This window comes from Treponema succinifaciens DSM 2489 (assembly GCF_000195275.1).
GTDB lineage: Bacteria > Spirochaetota > Spirochaetia > Treponematales > Treponemataceae > Treponema_D > Treponema_D succinifaciens.
Genome location: NC_015385.1, coordinates 879,516 through 897,912, shown reverse-complemented (window position 1 = coordinate 897,912; position 18,397 = coordinate 879,516). Strand labels below are relative to the sequence as shown.

Here is an 18,397-nt window from a genome sequence, read left to right as displayed (position 1 = left end):
ATATTTGTAAAAAATGTCATAATGACATAAAATAACTTCATGTCATTAAAAACTATTTCTTGTCTTGCTTCAAATTTGGAATCACTTCCGCTAAAACTATCGCGCAGAAAATCAAGGCGCAGCCGACGAACATTTTTAACGTAAGGCGTTCACCAAGAAAAATACAGCTGCAAAGAACTCCAAAAACGCTTTCCAACGAAAGGAAAAGAGATGCCAGTGCGGAAGGAACATATTTCAATCCGACATTCTGAAGCACGAAGCAAACCATCGAACTGAAAATTCCAAGGTAAAGCATGGAAACAACAACGGTTGAATTTTTTATAAGTGAAACGTCAAAGTTGCCGTCTAAAAAAGGCGCTGTTAAAAAGCCCAGAACACCGCTCGCCGCAAACTGAAAAAATGTAAGCAGAATCACATCTTCTTTCTTTACAAAAAACGAGCCTGCAATTATGTGAAGCGCAAAGAAAATTCCACAGATTAAAGTAAGAACATCTCCGCGGTTCATAATGTACCAGGCGCCATCTCCGTCAAGGGCAAGCAAGCCTATTCCTGTAAGAGCCACAGCCGCCGCAACCCAGACATACCAGCCCGGCTTTTTCTTAAACACAGGCCAGCCGATAAGCGGAACAAGAATTACATAGAAAGTTGTAAGGAAAGCGTTTTTTCCGGCAGTTGTAAAATTGCAGCCAATCGTCTGAGTAAGGTAACCCAAAAACAGAAGAACTCCCAAAAAGCATCCGTGAAAAAAAATGTCTTTATTTAAATGCTGAAAACGTTTTATGAAAAACAAGCCAAAGCAGACAGCGGCAATTGTAAACCGGATTGCAACCATCCAGGTAGGTCCAACAAAATCCAAGCTGTCTTTTACAACAACAAAAGCAAATCCCCAGATTGCGGCAGTAAGAACCAGTCCCGCTCCAAAAATAATAGAAAGTTCACTTTTTTCCATAGCGGATAAGATAATAAGTTTTCAGTCTACAGGTCAATACGGCAGGGCAAACGCATTATAAATGTATTCAGCATAAAACTGGCTTTCAGGCACGGTTTCCTGGTTCAAAATCGCGCAATAATGGGGATGTCCAATAAGTATCTTTTTTGTCATTCATAGGCTTTTATAGACTTGACCCGAAATTCTAAATGCATATATTACAATCATTTAGAAATTGTTCAGCAATGACATTCAGAACTTATTGGACATCCTCTGATTGTTGCAAAGTAACTATAGAATTACCCGCTCACGCGGTCGCAACAATCAGAGTGTTTTTGCCCTCACGAATCGTTCCTCCGCGCAAACTTTACTTAAATTATTTATAATGGGTTTGCCCTGTCAATACGGCTTGGATAAAGCCTAAATGAAAAAAAACTCCGTGCAGAAAAATCCACACGGAGCAAGAGAGTGTCTATCCCAAAAGTATCTTTTGTGCCATTTTCAGGCTTTTCCCGAAAATCTGACTATATATGTAGAGATTGTCGTACCAAGCCAAGTACGACAATGGCATTTTAAACTTATCGGACAATCCAAATATCAAAAGTTATTTTACAGCTACTTTCTTCAAGTGCCAGATGTCTTTTACGTAGTCTTCAATTGTGCGGTCGCTTGAGAATTTTCCACTGTTTGCAATGTTGATTAAAGTTTTTCTTGCCCAGGCTTTTTTGTCAGCATACTCAGCGGCAAGTTTTTCATGAGCCTTAACATAAGAATCAAAGTCAGCAAGAATAAAGTAAACGTCAGGCTGCTGTCCTTCAACACCGTAAACAATAGAATCGTGAATCTCCTTGAACAAAAGTCCGCTTGGATCGTAAGTTCCGTCAACAAGCTGATTTACAACTTTTGCAAGAGATGGATTTCTGTCAAGATATTTTGTAGGATTGTAAGAATGCTCCTGCTTCATCTTGACAATTTCGTCCGCCTTAAGACCGAAGATAAATGCATTGTCTTCTCCAGCCTCTTCAACGATTTCAATGTTTGCACCGTCCAAAGTACCGATTGTGAGTGCGCCGTTCATCATAAACTTCATGTTTGAAGTTCCAGAAGCCTCAAATCCTGCTGTTGAAATCTGCTCGGAAACATCAGAAGCCGGAATGATTTTTTCTGCAACTGAAACGCGATAGTTTTCAACAAACACAACACGTAGCTTGCCACGAACGCGGCGGTCATTGTTGACTCTTTCTGCAACAGTGTTGATAAGCTTGATAATTGCCTTTGCACGGCGGTAACCAGAAGCTGCCTTTGCGCCAAAGATAAATGTGCGTGCAGGAGGATTATAGCTTGGATCTTCAACAATCTTGTTGTAAAGATACATGATATGGAACACGTTCAAAAGCTGTCTCTTGTATTCATGCAGACGCTTTACCTGTGTGTCGAAAATGCTTTCCGGGTCAAGGAATTCATTCTGGCTGTGCTTTAAGTATTCAGCAAGTTTTTCCTTGTTGTGGCGTTTGATTGCAATAAGCTCTTCCAAAGAAGCGTCATCATCAACGTATTTTTCAAGACCTTTAAGAAGAGAAAGTTCTTTTTCCCAGCCGTGTCCGATTCTCTTTGTGATGAAATCAGAAAGCTCAGGGTTTGCAAACAAAAGCCATCTTCTCTGTGTAACGCCGTTTGTCTTGTTGTTGAATTTCTCTGGATAAATTTTGTACCAGTCCTTAAGTTCCTGTTCCTTAAGAATTTTTGTATGAAGGGCAGCAACACCGTTTACACTGAAACCTGCATGGATTGCAAGCCATGCCATATAAACTTTTCCGTCATGGATAATCGCCATGTGGTTCTGCTTCTCATAGTCGTTAGGGAACTGCTGGCGAAGCTCAATTACAAAGCGGCGGTTGATTTCTTCAACAATCTGATAAATACGTGGAAGAAGTTTCTGGAAAACTTCGATTGTCCACTTTTCCAAGGCCTCAGAAAGAATTGTGTGGTTTGTATAAGCAAAAGTTTTCTGAACAACGCTCCAAGCATCGTCCCAGCCAACATTGTATTCATCAATGAGAATTCTCATAAGCTCAGGAATCGCAACTACAGGATGTGTATCGTTAAGCTGGATAACATGATATTCAGGGAACTTTGAGAAATCAGCTCCGTAAGTATTTACAAAGTGATGAACCAAATCCTGAAGAGATGCAGAAGTGAAGAAATACTGCTGGCGCAAACGAAGTTCTTTTCCCATTGGACCGTTGTCATTTGGATAAAGAACACGGCTGATATTCTCGGCATCGTTCTGGCGTTCAACCGCGCGATGATACTGCATATCGTTGAAAAGCTGAAGGTCAAATCCATTAGGACTTGAAGCTTGCCACAAGCGCAATGTGTTTACAGTGTTTGAGCCGTAAGCAACAATCGGCATATCGTAAGGAGTTGCTGTAATTTCCTCTGCGTTTTCAAGATAGAATCTGTCCTGTCCGTCAGGAGTTTTTCCATATTTAATCTGTCCGCCGAATTTTACAGTTACAGCAAGGTCGCTTCTTTTTACTTCCCAAGGATCACGGTGCTTAAGCCAGTTGTCAGGGAATTCAACCTGTTCGCCGTTTATAATGTGCTGTTCGAACATTCCGTATTCATAGCGGATTCCGTAGCCGTGTCCCGGATATTCAAGAGTTGCAAGGGAATCAAGGAAGCAAGCCGCAAGACGACCAAGACCGCCGTTTCCAAGACCAGCATCAGGCTCTTCATCTTCAATAAAATCGTAGCTGATGTTCATGTCTTTAAGAACATCTTTTACCTGCTCCATAATGCCAGAATTAATCAGGTTGTTTCCCAGCGCGCGTCCCATCAAAAACTCTGCGCTCAAATAGTAAAGCTGCTTTGTAGGTTTAGCTTCATACTCTTTGCGGGTATTCATCCAGTTTGGCATTATAATTTCGAGCGCACTTGCGCTTACTGCATCAAACAAGTCGTGTTTATTTGCCTGTGTGATGTCTTTTCCATACTGGCGTCGCAGACGGGCTGTGAGATTTTCCTTAAACTGCTCTGCATCAAAAGTCATTTTTATATTCCTCCAATCAGCCTGTTAAGCTAAAAAGCAAAACGGCATTATGTTTACCTAGTATAATATGGAAACGTTTCCTTATTCAAGTTCCCGCATGATTTTATTTTGCAACCAGAATCAGCATAGAGCTGGCAGGAAGCACATAGCGGTCTTGCGAAATTAAAGTTTCAGCATTTTCCACTGAAAGAAGCGACGTTTCATCTTCAATAGAAGTATCTGCGATTCTGTACCATTTGCGCGAATCCGTAATCGCAGGAATTCTAAGCATTATATCCTGACGGTCTGTGTTTGCGGCGATAAAGAAATCGTTATCAGAAATTTTTTTTGCCCCGGAATCAAATGTTCCCAAAAGCCTGAATGCAAGGAATCTTGAAATTTTGCTCCAGTCGGGATTGCTTCCGTCTGCGGCATACCATTGGATGTCCGGCTTCTTTCCTGCCATGCTGCCTTTAAAGAATTTAGTTCGGCGGAAAACTGGATGATCTTTTCTTAGCCTGATTGCTTTTCTTGTAAACGAGACAAGCGCGGAATTCAAACTGCAGTTTCCCCAGTCAAACCAGCTGATGTCATTGTCCTGACAATAAGCATTATTGTTTCCTTGCTGACCTCTGCGGAATTCATCACCGCCCAAAAGCATCGGTGTTCCCTGCGAAATCAAAAGAGTAAGTATATAGTTGCGCATTTGGCGGTTGCGCATTTTTTCAATTACAGGATTTAGCGTAGGACCTTCATATCCGTGGTTGTAGCTCCAGTTTGAGTCAGAGCCGTCGCGGTTACCTTCGCCATTTTCATCGTTGTGTTTTCCGTTGTAACTTACCAAGTCGTTCATTGTAAATCCGTCATGGCAGCAAATGTAATTTATGCTGTGATATGGAGCGCGTCCGGAAATTGTAAACAAGTCGCTTGAGCCGCTGATTCTTGTAGCCGCATTTGTAGAAACATATTCATCTCCACGCCAAAATCTTCTTATGTCATCACGGAAGCGGTCGTTCCATTCAGCCCATCTTCTTCCGCCTGGGAATCCTCCAAGCTGATAAGCTCCGCCAGCATCCCAAGGCTCTGCAATTATTTTTGTCTTGCCAAGAACAGGGTCTTCCGCAATCGCATTTGTAAGCGGCGGAAATTTCAAAAGATCGCCTTCCTGTCCTCTGCTCAAAATCGAAGCAAGGTCGAACCTGAATCCGTCAACATGATAGTTCAAAACCCAGTAACGCAAGCTGTCGATTATAAAATTTCTTACAATAGGATGATTGCAGTTCATGGTATTTCCGCAGCCTGAAAAATTCATGTAGTATTCTTTGTGGCTGCCAACTAGAGTATAGTAAACGCTGTTTTCAAATCCACGGAAATTCAAAGCGACTCCGTGCTCGTTTCCTTCCGCAGTATGATTGAAAACAACATCAAGAATAACTTCGATTCCAGCTTTGTGAAGTTCCCGCACCAAAGTCTTAAATTCATTTACGCAGCCGCCAGGAGTCTTGTCCGCCGCAAAAGAAGCTTTCGGTGAAAAGAAATTTATTGTGCTGTAGCCCCAGTAATTTTTCATCCGCTCGCCAGTACGCGGGTTCACATTTGAATTTTCAAATTCGTCAAATTCAAAAATAGGAAGAAGCTCAACCGCAGTAATTCCTAAATCTTTAAGATAAGGAATTTTTTCAATGAAGCCGGCGTAAGTTCCCGGGCAAGAAACTCCGGCATTTTTTCCGGCGGTGAAGCCTTTTAAATGAACTTCATAAATTACGCTTTCCGACAAAGGTCTGTTAATCGGCCTGTCTCCCTGCCAGTCAAAATTTTCATTGTCGATTACAACGCACTTCGGAAAAACTTTTGCGCGCTGATTTTTTCCATGCTCAATGTCGTTCTTGTCAAGCGGCGCAGAATAGTCAGGCGGAAGATTATAAAAAACAGAAACCGGAGTGATTGTCTTTGCATAAGGGTCAAAAAGACGTTGATGCACATTAAATCTATGGCCTTTTGAAGGTTCGAACGGTCCGTCTACCCTAAAAAGATAAAGAGAGCCGGGCTTTATTCCTGGCACAAACGCATGCCAAATATCACCGGTTCTATTTTCAGAAGGACTAAATTCAACTTGAGCATAAGGCTCGCTGTCCTCGCTGGCAGAATAAAATTCCAAAAATACCTTTGTGGCATTCCGGCTAAAAACTGAAAAATTAACGCCGCCTTCAGCAACAGAAGCTCCAAGTGGAAGTGGTGTTCCGGGTAGAGAGTTCAAAATTTCCATGCCAAGATTATATCAGTTTTTCATTGGATTTTCCACTTTTTAATGAAAAAATCCATATTTGTTCCAACAAAAGCCACACAATACATAATTATACTAAACGCAAAAAAAAGCGACAAAGGAAAAATAAAAAATTCCGCGGAAGCAAAAAACGCAAGCATTTCAAAAAGAACCACACACAAAACCAAAGTCGCGCCGGCCACAAGCCACTGCCGCATTGAAACACGCTCTTTCTGCAAATTATACATTTCATAAGCTGAGTCAAGGCGGCGCATTATTTCAACAACATTTCTTGAGTCGCATGAAATTTTTTTCATGTTTTCCTTGGAACATTTTTTTTCCAGCAGTGAAAATTTTCTTACGAAGTTTCTGCAGTTTCTGCAAAAGAAAAGATGAACAGTAAGACTTGCAGGAAGCCTCTCGTTTTTGTCCAAGGCGAAAAATTTATCCATATAAAAGTCGCAGTTTTTTTTCATCTATAATCCTCCAGTTTTTTTCCAAGAATTTTTTTTGCGCGGAAAATATGCGACTTGATTGTGTTCACGGGAATTCCTGTGGCTTTTGAAATTTCCTCATGGCTCATTCCGTTGAAAAAATAAAGCCGTACACATTCAGCGTAACGTTCAGGCAAAATTTCAAGAGAGCCTTTTAAGGCTTCAACAGTCGCAGAATAAATCAGCTCTTCCTCAGGCGTTTTTATCTTTCCTGGAATCAAATTTTCATCAGAAAGAGTTTCCGCATCGTGGCTTCTTTCCTTCTGATTCATCGCAGTTGTAAAGGCAATTCTTGTAAGCCAGGTTGAAAAAAGACTTTCGCCTTTAAAGCTTGAAAGTTTTTCATAAGCCTTCAAAAAAACATTCTGCGCAAAATCTTCAGCGTCAGCCTGATTATGAAAAAACCGCATTCCAATTGCAAAAATACGCTTATAGTAAAAACCCGTCAGTTTGGAAAACGCGCGGGAAGAACCGTTCAAAGTTTCCTGCACATAATAAAAATCACCTTTCGAATAACAAGATTTTCCAACGACGAAGAAATTGTTTTTTTCATAGACAAAAACTAAAACTGAAAAATTACTTTGAAATCCTGTGGAAAAGCAAAAGCATTAAGCCGACTGCAAGCGGAATCAGTCCGCCTAAAAGTCCCCAGGAAAGATGCTTTAAAAGCAAGAACATCAATGAAAGAACAATTCCAACACCGACAAGACAAAGCCCTAAAAGCAAAGAAAAATTCCGCAAGTCGATTTTAGGCGGATTGTACAAATCTTTTTGAATCAGCATTACATTTTCGTGGTGCTTCCATAGCAAGGCGAAAAAAATAATTGATGCCGCAAAACAAATTCCAACAATCGGAATAATAGAAACAATAACCTGTGCAGCAGGCGAAACAATTTGGTTCATATAATCTGTAACCTCTTAAAATATAAGACACAATTTTATAAAAAAAGTTGCAAGAAAAAAAAGGCATGATGCAAAATACACCATGCCTCTAAAAGTAAAAATCAATACAGCATTAAAGCGCCGGTTTTCTGTCGAAATACGTCTTTGTCTCCTTTGCCACAATGCCGCTCAAAACAATAAGCGAGATGCAGTTAGGGATTGCCATGAGCGCGTTCGTGATGTCGGCTATTGTCCAGACTGCGGAAATCGTCATGTAAGGTCCGATTGCAACGGCAAGGATGTAGATCCACCTGTAGACTTTTACGACCGCCATGTTTCCTTTTGAAAGATACTCAAGGCATTTTTCAGAATAGTAATCCCAGCCGAGGATTGTCGTGAATGCGAAGAACACAAGACAGAGCATGAGCAGGAACTGAACCGAATGCTGGTCGCCGCCAAGAACTTTTGAGAACGCAGCAGAAGTGAGAGCCGCTCCGGAAAGTCCGCTGTTCCATACGTCTCCGCCTGCGATTACGATTGAAAGTCCTGTCATCGTGCAGATAATCAGAGTGTCTATGATTGTTCCGGTCATATTGACCATTCCCTGCTCGACCGGCTCGTTTGTCTGAACCGCCGAAGCCGCAATAGGAGCGGAACCGAGACCTGCCTCATTGGAGAAGATACCGCGGGCGATTCCCTTCTGCATTGCCATTCTGATGATTGTTCCGGCTGTCGCGCCTGCAAGAGCCTGCATTCCAGTGTCAGCTCCAAACGCGCCATTGAAGATGAGCGCGAAAGCTCCGGGGATTTTTGTCGCGTTCATGATAAGAACTGAAAGTCCGAGGAACACGTAGATTATAGCCATCGCCGGAACAATTTTTTCCGCGACCATGGCAATCCGTTTAAGTCCGCCGATTACGACAAGAGCAACAGAAATTGTGATTACAGCGCCGCCGATTACGGTTGCCCAGGAATATGAATTTCCGCCGATTGAGAATGCGACCGCAGCCTTGTCCGGGTCAAAAGCGTTCTGAACCGCGCCGCAGATTCCGTTCACCTGAGTGAAAGTTCCGATTCCGAAAAGTCCTACCATAGTTCCGAAAACCGCGAAAAGAACCGCAAGCCATTTCCAGTTCCTGCCCATTCCTTTTTCAATCACGTAGAAAGGTCCGCCAAGAACGTGTCCGTCCTTCTTGACCTCGCGGTACTTGATTGAAAGCATACATTCCGAGTACTTTGTGGCAGTTCCAAGAATCGCCATGAACCACATCCAGAAAAGGGCTCCCGGACCGCCTGCAAGAATAGCGGTTGCTACACCGACAATGTTTCCTGTTCCGATTGTAGCGGAAAGAGCCGTGCAGAGCGCGCCGAAGCCTGAAAGCTCGCCGTGACCTTCATTCTCCCTGAAAATCGTCTTGAACGCGCGTCCGAATTTCGTGAACTGGATTCCGCGGGTACGGATTGTCAGCAGGAGACCTGTGACAAAAATCAGGATGATGGTGGGAAGTCCCCATACGACATCATCAATTTTGTTGAGGATTGCTTCAAAAGACATTTTAGTGTCCTCGCAAGAAAAAAAAATAAGAGCCGCCCAGTTTTACCTGAACAGGCTCTCCAAAGAGTGATGAACGGACATTTTTTATGCTCTGTCCACTTTGCCTGAGATGTCGGCTTGAATAGCCTTAACCCTTCGGCGCTCCACAAGGATTTATGGAGACTCTCCAGAGAATCAAAAAATCAACAACGCTGTTTTCTTGACGATTCAAACTATCATTTTTCTTCAATTTAATCAACAGAAAACATTTCTATTTCTATTTGCAATGGCATTTTTTACAAGTGGCGGCTCCAGGACATCCTATGCAGATGTGATTTCCACTTAGACGAGCATTTCTTTTCTGCTTTATTATATAAACAGCAACAGCAACAAGCCATACCGCAAGCACGAGAATTCCTACAATGTTTCCAATCATAATCAGCCTCTGAAAAAAAATAAATAAACTTTATAAAAAAGAACAAGACTCTCCAAGAAAAATTTCTTAGAAAGCCTTATTCAGTTTAAGAACAAAACTTTCTCAAGCTTCATCCTTTTTTTGTTTATGCTTTTTTATTTTTTCTATGATTGTGATTACCGCGACACACAGAACATAAAGAACTGCGAGCACGGCAATCATTATTCCCATAGAAAATTTACCTATGGAGCCGCCCATGTTTTTTACGATGCGGTCTTTGAATCAAAGTACTGTCCCTTGTAAGGATCTTTTCTGAACAAAGCGAAAATAATTCCCGCAAGGAAAATAAAGGCGAATACAGTTCCTATACCAAAGTGTCCGTGAACAAAAAGCATTCCAAGCTGGTAAACAATCAATGTCAAAACATAAGCAAAAACATTCTGGAACAAGATTGCAAACCAGAACCATTTGCGGCTCTTAAGCTCGTTTGCCATTGTAGCAATTGCCGCAAGACAAGGAGAATCAAGCAAGTTGAACATAAGAAATGCAAAGGCTGCCAACGCTGTAGCAAACCATCCGCTGATAGCTTCAGCAACAACTGCATCATCCTCAACATTTTCTTCATCAACATTTGCAAGAACACCCATTGTAGAAACAATTGCTTCTTTTGCGCTGAATCCAGACAAGCTAGCTGCCGCGCTCTGCCATCCGCCAACTTTCTCACCGAATCCAAGCGGCTTGAATACGTGGCGGATAACATTTCCGACATCGGCAAGCAAAGATTCATCTGCATCAACAAGACCGAATCCGCCTTCAACTGACTCTTCAACAACTTCGCCGTTTTCTACAACCTCATCTTTTGGAGAAGCGAATCCGTAAGAAGAAAGAAACCAGATTACAAGACAAGCAACAAAAAGAATTGTTCCGGCTTTTACAATGAATCCTCTAAGGCGTTCCCAAGTGTGCATGAGAACTGTCTTAAGCTGTGGAAGGTGATACTGCGGAAGCTCCATAACGAAAGGCGCGGCTTTTCCGTGGAAAGGCTTTGTTTTCTTGAGTATAATTGCAGCCATTACAACAGCTCCGATTCCGATTACATACATCAAAAGTGTAAGAGAACCGCCGTCCCATCCAGTGAGCTTTGCACCGATAACACCAGAGATAAGCGCAATTACAGGAAGTTTTGCCCCACAAGGAACCCAAGTAGTAGTAAAGATTGTAAGACGTCTGTCGTTGTCATTTTCGATTGTGCGGCTTGCCATAATTCCAGGAACGCCACAGCCAGAACCTACAAGAAGCGGAATAAATGATTTTCCAGAAAGACCAAACTTGCGGAAAATGCGATCCATAACGAATGCGATGCGAACCATGTATCCGCAGTCTTCAATAAAAGAAAGAAGAAGGAACAAAACAGCCATCTGAGGAACAAATCCAAGAACAGCTCCAACACCGCCAATAACACCGTTGACAATGCAGTCAATAAGAACTTCATTTGCGCCGGCATTTGTAAGAGCCTCTTCAACGGAAGCCGAAATTCCAGGAATAGCAAGTCCTTCAATTCCAAGGAAGTTCCATCCATCTCCAAAGAGTCCGTCATTTGCCCAGTCAGTCAAAACTGTTCCAAGAGAAGAAACCGCAATGTAATAAACACCCCACATTATTGCAAGAAAAATTGGAATTCCAAGCCAGCGGTTTGTAACAATGCGGTCGATTTTGTCTGAGCGAGTCATTTTCTGTCCAGACTTTCTTACGCATCGGCTTACAATTCCCTGAATGTAAACGTATCGTTCATTTGTTATGATTGACTCAACGTCATCATCTTTTGCCTTTTCCAACTCCTTTGAAATTTCTTCAGCCTTTGCAGAATCCGCAGAAGAAAGAGCAAGCTGGGCAAGCACAACAGAATCGCGTTCAAGAAGCTTTATCGCATACCATCTTTTCAATTCTGATTTTACAGTTGAAGGAACAATAGCTTCCATTTTTGAAATATATTCTTCAACATCTTTTGAGAAAACAGCAGTCGGAATAAAAGCTTTTCCAGACTCAGCGGCTTTCTTTGCAGCGGCGGCAGCTTCCTTTACGCCAGTTCCTTTGAGCGCGCTTGTTTCAATTATAGTGCAGCCAAGTTCAGCCTGAAGTTTTTCTGTATCAACAGAATCGCCTGACTTCTTAAGAACATCAATCATATTCAAGGCAATTACTGTAGGCTTTCCAAGCTCAAGAAGCTGAGTTGTAAGATAAAGGTTTCTTTCAATATTTGTAGCATCAACCAAGTCAAGGATTGCGTCCGGATTGTCCTTGATAAGATAATCACGGGAAACAACCTCCTCCGAAGTATAAGGCGAAAGTGAATAAATTCCAGGCAAGTCCGTTACAACAACATCCTTCACGCCCTTCATTTTTCCTTCTTTCTTTTCAACAGTAACTCCAGGCCAGTTTCCTACGTACTGGTTTGAGCCTGTAAGGTTGTTGAACATTGTGGTTTTTCCGCAGTTTGGATTTCCTGCAAGAGCAATTCTGATTTCTGACATTTTATTCTACCTCAATATTTTCAGCGTCATCTTTGCGAACGCTAAGCTCGTATCCACGAATTGTAACTTCAACAGGATCGCCAAGCGGTGCGACTTTGCGGACATAAACTTCGCATCCGTTTGTAAATCCCATGTCCATAAGACGTCTTTTTAAAGCGCCTTCACCATTCAACTTTTTTACTCTTACAGTTGAACCAACCTGTGCTTCACGCAATGTACCCATTTATTTTTACTCCTATAAAAAGCCAATGTGAAACCTTAAATTTTGATTTTAGTTTTAGAAAATCAAACAATGATTTTGGACGCCAAGCTGCTGTCCAATGCGACACGGGCTTCCTTGACTTTTACAATCAAACCACTCTTTAGTTTCTGAACAATCGTGACTAAAGAGCCAACATTGAATCCAAGCTCATTCAGATGCTGCTTTACCTGCGGATTTCCATTCACACCAGAAATTTTTACTTCATCTCCAGGATTTGCAAATAATAATGGCATAAGAACCTCCTAGTAAGTTAATAAAGAGTAACAATAATTACCTAAAACAAATAAAAATTAACCTACTCTAATCTTCGTTATCTTACACTAACCAAAATAATATGTCAATAAACCTTTAATTGCTGAACAGGGCAAACTCATTATAAATGTATTCAGCATAAAACTGGCTCCCAGACACGGTTTTCTGGTTCAAAATCGCGCAATAATGCGCTACACTCTGATTGTTGCAAAGTAACTATAGAATTGCCCGCTCACGCGGTCGCAGCAATCAGAGTGTTTTTGCCCCAGAAACCGTTCATTCGCGCAAACTTTACTTAAATTATTTATAATGCGTTTGCCCTGAAAGATGAGACAGAACCTCAATACAACAAAGAAAATAAGACTTCAATAGATGATAAAAATCATTTTTCATGCTATACTTTTAATATGTACAGTTTACATGCTGAAAAAAGGAATTTGCTTTTTAGAATGGAAATAAAAAAAACTTCCAGCCTAAAAAGAAACCGGAAGTCTTGCAAAGTTCAAATAAAAAATTTACTTATTAAATTTTTGGCTTTACAAATGCCGCCCAGACACGGTCAGCTTTTGCAATGTGATTCAAAATCCAGCCAACCATGTAAGAATAAAATCTTACTCCGTCATTTTTGCGGTCAGAAGAAAGCTGCTTAATCTGATGGTTAACTTCATTTATAAAGTTGTCATGCGCAGTCTTGTGAATGTCAACGCCAGAATATCCGTACTTGCGCATAAATTCTTCTTCATTTGAAAAATGGTAAACCGTGTAGTCTGTAAGCTTTTTCAGAACCTTCGCCATATTAAGACCATAAGCTTCATCAGTGCCGGTAGCCGCAGCGTAAAGTTCATTTGCAATCTGAATCAGCTTCTTGTGCTGATTGTCAATTTCAGGAATTCCCAAAAGATAAGAGTCGCTCCATTCAATTTTCTCAACCATCTTTTTACCTCCAATGGCAAATTTATAAAAGCTAAAATCAGCTGAAATTTTTCAGTCCTTCAAAATCCAATGTGGCAAAATAATCTTCGATTGTTTCACGGCGGCGGATTTCTTTTACAGTTCCGTCTGAACGCAAAAGCAGTTCCCCGGCACGAAGTTTTCCATTGTAATTAAAGCCCATCGCTCTTCCGTGCGCGCCTGCATCGTGGATAATCAAAAGGTCTCCCATTTCAATTTTTGGAAGATTTCTCTGAACCGCAAACTTGTCGCAGTTTTCACACAAACTTCCGGAAACATCGTAAACATAATCTTTAGGAGCGTTTTCTTTTCCGCTGACAGTAACTTCATGGTAAGCCCCGTACATTCCAGGGCGCATCAAATCCGCCATGCTAGCGTCAACTCCAATGTAATTTCTGTAAATATTTTTTTCGTGAATCGCCTTTGTAACAAGCCAGCCGTAAGGACCTGTAATAGGGCGTCCGCATTCAAAGCAGAGCTTTAAAGGATCAAGTCCAGCAGGAACAATCATTTTATCGTAAAGAACTTTTATTCCTTTTGCCACATAATCAAGATCAACTTTTTTCTGTCCTGGCCTGTAAGGAATTCCGACTCCGCCGCCAATATCCGCAAATTCAATGTTAACACCGCATTCCTTCTGCACTTCAAGAATAAGCTCAAAAACTATGCGCGCAGTGTCAACAAAGAAATCAGGATTCAGCTCGTTGGAAGCAACCATAGTATGAATTCCAAAATGCTTTACGCCTTCCGCCTTGCAAATTTTATAAGCATGAATCATCTGCTCTTTAGTAAGCCCGTACTTTGCTTCTTCTGGCTTTCCGATTATAGAATTTCCGCCTTCCTTTAAAGGTCCAGGATTGTATCTAAAGCAGATTGTATCTGGAAGTTTTCCGCCGAGAGCATTTTTCAGAAAGTCAATATGAGTAATGTCATCGAGGTTTATAATTGCTCCAAGTTTCTGCGCATAAACAAATTCCTGGGCGGGAGTGTCGTTGCTTGTAAACATTATTCTGCGCCCGGTTATTCCAGATTTTTCGCAAAGCATAAGTTCCGGCAAGCTAGAACAGTCTCCGCCGCAGCCTTCACTTTCAAGAACTTTTAGAATGTAAGGATTGGGAAGCGCCTTGACCGCAAAATATTCCGTAAACGAAGGAAAAATGCTGAATGCTTTATAAAAATATTTTACATTTTCGCGGATTGCTTTTTCATCATAAATATAGAAAGGAGTCGGAAATTTCTTTGCAAGCTCAACAAGCTGGGCATGGCTCAACGGAAAATCTGAACTCATAAAATCCTCCAAAACAGGCTAACAATTTTACGCTAGTATTACACTTTTTTGGAGGAAAGACAAGCCACCTTTTACGCAGTTTGGCGAATTAACGCGCTTTTTTTGCCGCATATTAAGTTGCTTCCATATTTTTTTTAAGAGAATTATTTTGCAAGGATTTCAGACAAAAGAGAAAGAAGAGATTTTATGTCAAATGGCTTGGAAACAAAATAATCCATTCCAGATTTCAAAGCCTGCTCCTTGTCCTCTTCAAAAGCATTCGCAGTCATCGCCACAATTGGAATAGAAGACTTATTGCTTTTCATTTCGCGTATTTTCATAGAAGCCTCGTATCCATTCATAACAGGCATCATCACATCCATAAGGACAACTTTGTAATATCCGTCCGGGCTGGCGGAAAGCATTTCCAGCGCAATTTTTCCGTTTTCAGCTTCATCAATTATAAAACCCGCGCCCTTTAAAAGTTCCTTTGCAATATCGCGGTTAAGGCTGTTGTCTTCCACCAAAAGAATTCTAGTTCCTTTCAAGTCGACTGTTTTTTCCGCGGAAGCAGAAATTTCCTTTTTGCCGGATTCTGTTTCAGGGGCATTCTCAAAGTCAAAGCATATAAGGAATTCGGTTTCAACATCTTTTTTACTTTTTAAGAAAATCGATCCGTCCATTTTTTCAACAAGATTTTTTGAAATTGAAAGTCCAAGTCCCGTTCCCTGAACATGAAAGTTTTCAATATTTTCATCCCGCTCAAACGGATTAAAAACTTTCTTCTGAAATTCTTCCGACATTCCAATTCCGTTGTCCTTGATTCTAAACTGATACGAAGAATATCCGTCTGAGACAGAAGGAGTTTCCGCCGCGGTGAATTTGATTGAACCGTTTTCTCCAGTATATTTTACAGAGTTTCCGAGAATGTTTATAAGAATCTGCTTGAGCCTGAGTTTGTCGCAAAAAACTTTACGGCTTAAGTTTCCATGGCGCAAAACTGAGTAATTAAGTTTCTTAGATTGAAGCTGCGGCTGAATAACGCTGTCAACTTCCGCAAGAATATCTTCAATTGTATTCGATGTGAACTTTATTTTTATTTTTCCGCTTTCAATTCGGGACATATCAAGCACATCATTTATAAGGCAAAGCAAATAGCTTGAGTTTGTCTTTATGCGCGCAAGATCTGATTTTATAAGCTCAGGATTTCCGATGTGTTTTTCCGCAAGCGAAGTGTAGCCGATAATTGCGTTCATCGGAGTTCTGATGTCGTGGCTCATATTGGAAAGAAAACGCGATTTTGCATGGCTTGCAAGTTCCGCCATGGACAACGCTTCCTGCAACGCTTTCCGCTGTTTCATCTCGTGTTCAGTTTCCGTGTCAACATTCATAAAACCCATAAGAACATTTCCTGTTTCGCGGATATTTCCAATTCTAACAACCGTAAGCTTCATGTAGGAAATTTTGTTGTTTATATACGAGCGGAAATTTACGTAATAACTTTCACGCTTGGAAAGCTGCTTTAAAATATTTTCACGGGAAAAAGCACGTTTGATCATGTCGCGGTCATCTTCATAAACTGAAACGCTGGCATAAAAATCAAGCACATCATCATAAGGAAGCCCTTCCAAAGATTCATTGTAAAAAGAACTTATTCTGTCGTTGATTCTTACAATGCGGATTATTCCAGACATTACATTTATCATAAAAACATTACTGTATTCAATCGTAAGCGCATTGATGATTTCCAGCTGATAAAGTTTTTCTTCTTTTTGCCGGTAGCCGCTTGTAATATTTTTTACAACGGCAAGTCCCATTATGTCGCCTGAGTTTTCGTCTTTTGTAAGAATTATTGTTGTGCGTGTCCAGAAAGATTCACCGTTGTAAGTTGATCTGCTTGAGTCAAACTGAATTTCATATTTTTCCATTATAAACGAATCCAAGAGGCAGTAGACATTCATCTTTTCGAGGAATCGTTTTTTTTCTTCGTCTGACAAGTCCCAGCAAAGCGCATCAATAAAATCAGTGTAAGAACAGTTTTCAGGAAGTCCCATAGCAGGCTTAAGCTGAACAATCCGGTCGCTCATTCTTTGCACAGGATTTCCTACAATCAAATCTTTTGAAAGATTGAATTCGTAAAGAATCATTGCGTCGGCAGCTATTGCCTTTTTATACTGATTTGTTCTTGTATCGCCGCTATCCAAAATGTAGCCGCTCACACTTTTTTTTATCTGGGAAAACCCATGTTCATTGTCATCTGAAAATATAGAAATATTTTGCATTTTCTTAATTGTAATCCCAAATAAAAGAAAACACAAATAAAAACAAAAAAGCAGAATTTAAATAAAAAAATAAGCCGCCTGCAAAAAACTTTTCAGCTCAATGCAAACGGCCTTAAATCTTTTATGTAAAAATGAAGCTAGATGCGCTCTACAACAAGCTTGCCCATTTCTTTTGTACCGACAAGTTTTCCAGAAGACTTAAGTTCATCGAGATGACTTCCGGCAATGTCGCCTGTTCTGTAGCCTTCATCAAGGACTGAATTAACGGAATCTTCAATAACCTTTGCTTCTTTTTCAAGTCCGAAGCTGTAGCGCAAAAGCATCGCGGCAGAAAGAATTGTCGCAAGAGGATTTGCAAGATTTTTTCCGGCAATGTCAGGAGCAGAACCGTGAATCGGCTCGTAAAGTCCAGGGCCTCCATCTCCCAATGAAGCTGAAGCAAGCATTCCGATTGAGCCTGTAATCTGGCTTGCTTCGTCGGAAAGAATGTCGCCAAACATATTGCTTGTTGCAATTACGTCAAACTGGCGCGGATTGCGAACAAGCTGCATAGAAGCATTGTCAATATAAAGGTAAGAAAGCGCAACATCAGGATAATCTTCTTTTACAGATTCTGTAACTTTTCTCCAGAGCTGGCTTGAATTCAAGATGTTCGCCTTGTCAACTACGCAAAGACGTTTCTGGCGTTTCTGTGCGAATTCAAATCCCATGCGGACAATGCGCTCAATTTCACTCCAAGTATACTTTTCTGTGTCCCAGGCAGATTTTCCGTCAGCGGCAGTTCCTCTGTCCCCAAAGTAAATTCCGGAAATCAGCTCGCGGACAATGAGAATGTTAAGTCCATCGCCGACAATTTCATCTTTTAAAGGACAAGCATCTTTAAGCTGCTTCCACATTACAGCCGGACGAAGATTTGCAAAAACTTTCATTCCTCCGCGAAGACCAAGCAATGCTTTTTCAGGACGAAGTTCAGACGGAAGGTTGTCCCACTTTGGACCGCCCACAGCGCCAAGAAGAACAGCATCGCTTTTAAGGCACTTGTCAAGTTCTTCCTGCGGCAATGGCTTTCCGAACTTATCGATTGCGCATCCGCCGGCAGTAACAGTTTCATAATTAAATTTATGACCGAATTTTGAAGCAACTGTGTTCAAGACATTTACAGCTTCAGCAACAACATCAGGACCAATTCCATCTCCAGGAATCAAAGCAATATTTTTTTCCATAATCAAACTCCTATAAAAAGTCAACGAAAACTTTACTAATACTAAAGTTTATAAAGTATTTATAAAATACTCCAAAGCAACA

Annotated in this window: 15 protein-coding genes and 1 riboswitch; all 15 genes read right to left on the bottom strand. The window is 41.1% G+C overall.

The window, feature by feature from the left end:
• Positions 1-52: 52 nt before the first annotated feature.
• Positions 53-949, bottom strand: coding sequence for a DMT family transporter (locus TRESU_RS04260; RefSeq protein ID WP_013701066.1), 897 nt, complete (start codon positions 947-949; stop codon positions 53-55).
• Between the two features lie 583 nt (positions 950-1,532).
• The gene (locus TRESU_RS04255) at positions 1,533-3,980 is read right to left on the bottom strand and encodes a glycogen/starch/alpha-glucan phosphorylase (protein WP_013701065.1); all 2,448 of its coding nucleotides are present in this window, start codon (positions 3,978-3,980) and stop codon (positions 1,533-1,535) included.
• 103 nt (positions 3,981-4,083) lie between these two features.
• Positions 4,084-6,225, bottom strand: coding sequence for a glycogen debranching protein GlgX (glgX, locus tag TRESU_RS04250; RefSeq protein ID WP_013701064.1), 2,142 nt, complete (start codon positions 6,223-6,225; stop codon positions 4,084-4,086).
• Between the two features lie 20 nt (positions 6,226-6,245).
• Positions 6,246-6,698, bottom strand: a complete 453-nt coding sequence (locus TRESU_RS04245) for a hypothetical protein (RefSeq protein ID WP_013701063.1) — start codon at positions 6,696-6,698, stop codon at positions 6,246-6,248.
• On the bottom strand, positions 6,695-7,207 hold the full coding sequence (locus TRESU_RS04240; RefSeq protein WP_148228253.1) for an RNA polymerase sigma factor: 513 nt from the start codon (positions 7,205-7,207) through the stop codon (positions 6,695-6,697). Before TRESU_RS04240 ends, TRESU_RS04245 begins: the two co-directional genes overlap by 4 nt.
• Before the next feature lie 85 nt (positions 7,208-7,292).
• Positions 7,293-7,619, bottom strand: coding sequence for a hypothetical protein (locus TRESU_RS04235; RefSeq protein ID WP_013701061.1), 327 nt, complete (start codon positions 7,617-7,619; stop codon positions 7,293-7,295).
• Positions 7,620-7,731: 112 nt separating this feature from the next.
• A complete protein-coding gene (locus tag TRESU_RS04230; RefSeq protein ID WP_013701060.1) occupies positions 7,732-9,153 on the bottom strand; it encodes an alanine/glycine:cation symporter family protein in 1,422 nt (473 codons plus the stop codon).
• 81 nt (positions 9,154-9,234) lie between these two features.
• Positions 9,235-9,333, bottom strand: a riboswitch (glycine riboswitch).
• 76 nt (positions 9,334-9,409) lie between these two features.
• Positions 9,410-9,568, bottom strand: coding sequence for a hypothetical protein (locus TRESU_RS15095; RefSeq protein ID WP_013701059.1), 159 nt, complete (start codon positions 9,566-9,568; stop codon positions 9,410-9,412).
• A 242-nt stretch (positions 9,569-9,810) separates the two neighbouring features.
• Positions 9,811-12,078, bottom strand: a complete 2,268-nt coding sequence (gene feoB / locus TRESU_RS04225; RefSeq protein WP_013701058.1) for a ferrous iron transport protein B — start codon at positions 12,076-12,078, stop codon at positions 9,811-9,813.
• A 1-nt stretch (position 12,079) separates the two neighbouring features.
• Positions 12,080-12,301: a FeoA family protein gene (locus TRESU_RS04220; RefSeq protein WP_013701057.1), complete on the bottom strand. Its 222-nt coding sequence runs from the start codon at positions 12,299-12,301 to the stop codon at positions 12,080-12,082.
• 62 nt (positions 12,302-12,363) lie between these two features.
• Entirely contained in the window at positions 12,364-12,573 is a 210-nt protein-coding gene (locus TRESU_RS04215; RefSeq protein ID WP_013701056.1) for a FeoA family protein, read from the bottom strand.
• Between the two features lie 541 nt (positions 12,574-13,114).
• Positions 13,115-13,525 carry a bacteriohemerythrin gene (locus TRESU_RS04210; protein WP_013701055.1) on the bottom strand — a complete coding sequence of 137 codons (411 nt, stop codon included), beginning with the start codon at positions 13,523-13,525 and terminating at the stop codon, positions 13,115-13,117.
• 37 nt (positions 13,526-13,562) lie between these two features.
• Positions 13,563-14,831 carry a diaminopimelate decarboxylase family protein gene (locus TRESU_RS04205; protein WP_013701054.1) on the bottom strand — a complete coding sequence of 423 codons (1,269 nt, stop codon included), beginning with the start codon at positions 14,829-14,831 and terminating at the stop codon, positions 13,563-13,565.
• A 143-nt stretch (positions 14,832-14,974) separates the two neighbouring features.
• Positions 14,975-17,092 carry a response regulator gene (locus TRESU_RS04200; RefSeq protein ID WP_013701053.1) on the bottom strand — a complete coding sequence of 706 codons (2,118 nt, stop codon included), beginning with the start codon at positions 17,090-17,092 and terminating at the stop codon, positions 14,975-14,977.
• Between the two features lie 137 nt (positions 17,093-17,229).
• On the bottom strand, positions 17,230-18,315 hold the full coding sequence (leuB, locus tag TRESU_RS04195) for a 3-isopropylmalate dehydrogenase (protein ID WP_013701052.1): 1,086 nt from the start codon (positions 18,313-18,315) through the stop codon (positions 17,230-17,232).
• Between the last annotated feature and the right edge of the window lie 82 nt (positions 18,316-18,397).

Bases quoted from the DNA above. Each gene is read 5' to 3' on its own strand.
- TRESU_RS04210 (WP_013701055.1), bottom strand. From the start codon at position 13,525: ATGGTTGAGAAAATTGAATGGAGCGACTCTTATCTTTTGGGAATTCCT.
- TRESU_RS04230 (WP_013701060.1), bottom strand. From the start codon at position 9,153: ATGTCTTTTGAAGCAATCCTCAACAAAATTGATGATGTCGTATGGGGA.
- TRESU_RS04255 (WP_013701065.1), bottom strand. From the start codon at position 3,980: ATGACTTTTGATGCAGAGCAGTTTAAGGAAAATCTCACAGCCCGTCTG.
- TRESU_RS04205 (WP_013701054.1), bottom strand. From the start codon at position 14,831: ATGAGTTCAGATTTTCCGTTGAGCCATGCCCAGCTTGTTGAGCTTGCA.
- TRESU_RS04260 (WP_013701066.1), bottom strand. From the start codon at position 949: ATGGAAAAAAGTGAACTTTCTATTATTTTTGGAGCGGGACTGGTTCTT.
- TRESU_RS04220 (WP_013701057.1), bottom strand. From the start codon at position 12,301: ATGGGTACATTGCGTGAAGCACAGGTTGGTTCAACTGTAAGAGTAAAA.
- leuB (WP_013701052.1), bottom strand. From the start codon at position 18,315: ATGGAAAAAAATATTGCTTTGATTCCTGGAGATGGAATTGGTCCTGAT.
- TRESU_RS04235 (WP_013701061.1), bottom strand. From the start codon at position 7,619: ATGAACCAAATTGTTTCGCCTGCTGCACAGGTTATTGTTTCTATTATT.
- TRESU_RS04200 (WP_013701053.1), bottom strand. From the start codon at position 17,092: ATGCAAAATATTTCTATATTTTCAGATGACAATGAACATGGGTTTTCC.
- TRESU_RS15095 (WP_013701059.1), bottom strand. From the start codon at position 9,568: ATGATTGGAAACATTGTAGGAATTCTCGTGCTTGCGGTATGGCTTGTT.
- TRESU_RS04215 (WP_013701056.1), bottom strand. From the start codon at position 12,573: ATGCCATTATTATTTGCAAATCCTGGAGATGAAGTAAAAATTTCTGGT.
- TRESU_RS04245 (WP_013701063.1), bottom strand. From the start codon at position 6,698: ATGAAAAAAAACTGCGACTTTTATATGGATAAATTTTTCGCCTTGGAC.
- feoB (WP_013701058.1), bottom strand. From the start codon at position 12,078: ATGTCAGAAATCAGAATTGCTCTTGCAGGAAATCCAAACTGCGGAAAA.
- glgX (WP_013701064.1), bottom strand. From the start codon at position 6,225: ATGGAAATTTTGAACTCTCTACCCGGAACACCACTTCCACTTGGAGCT.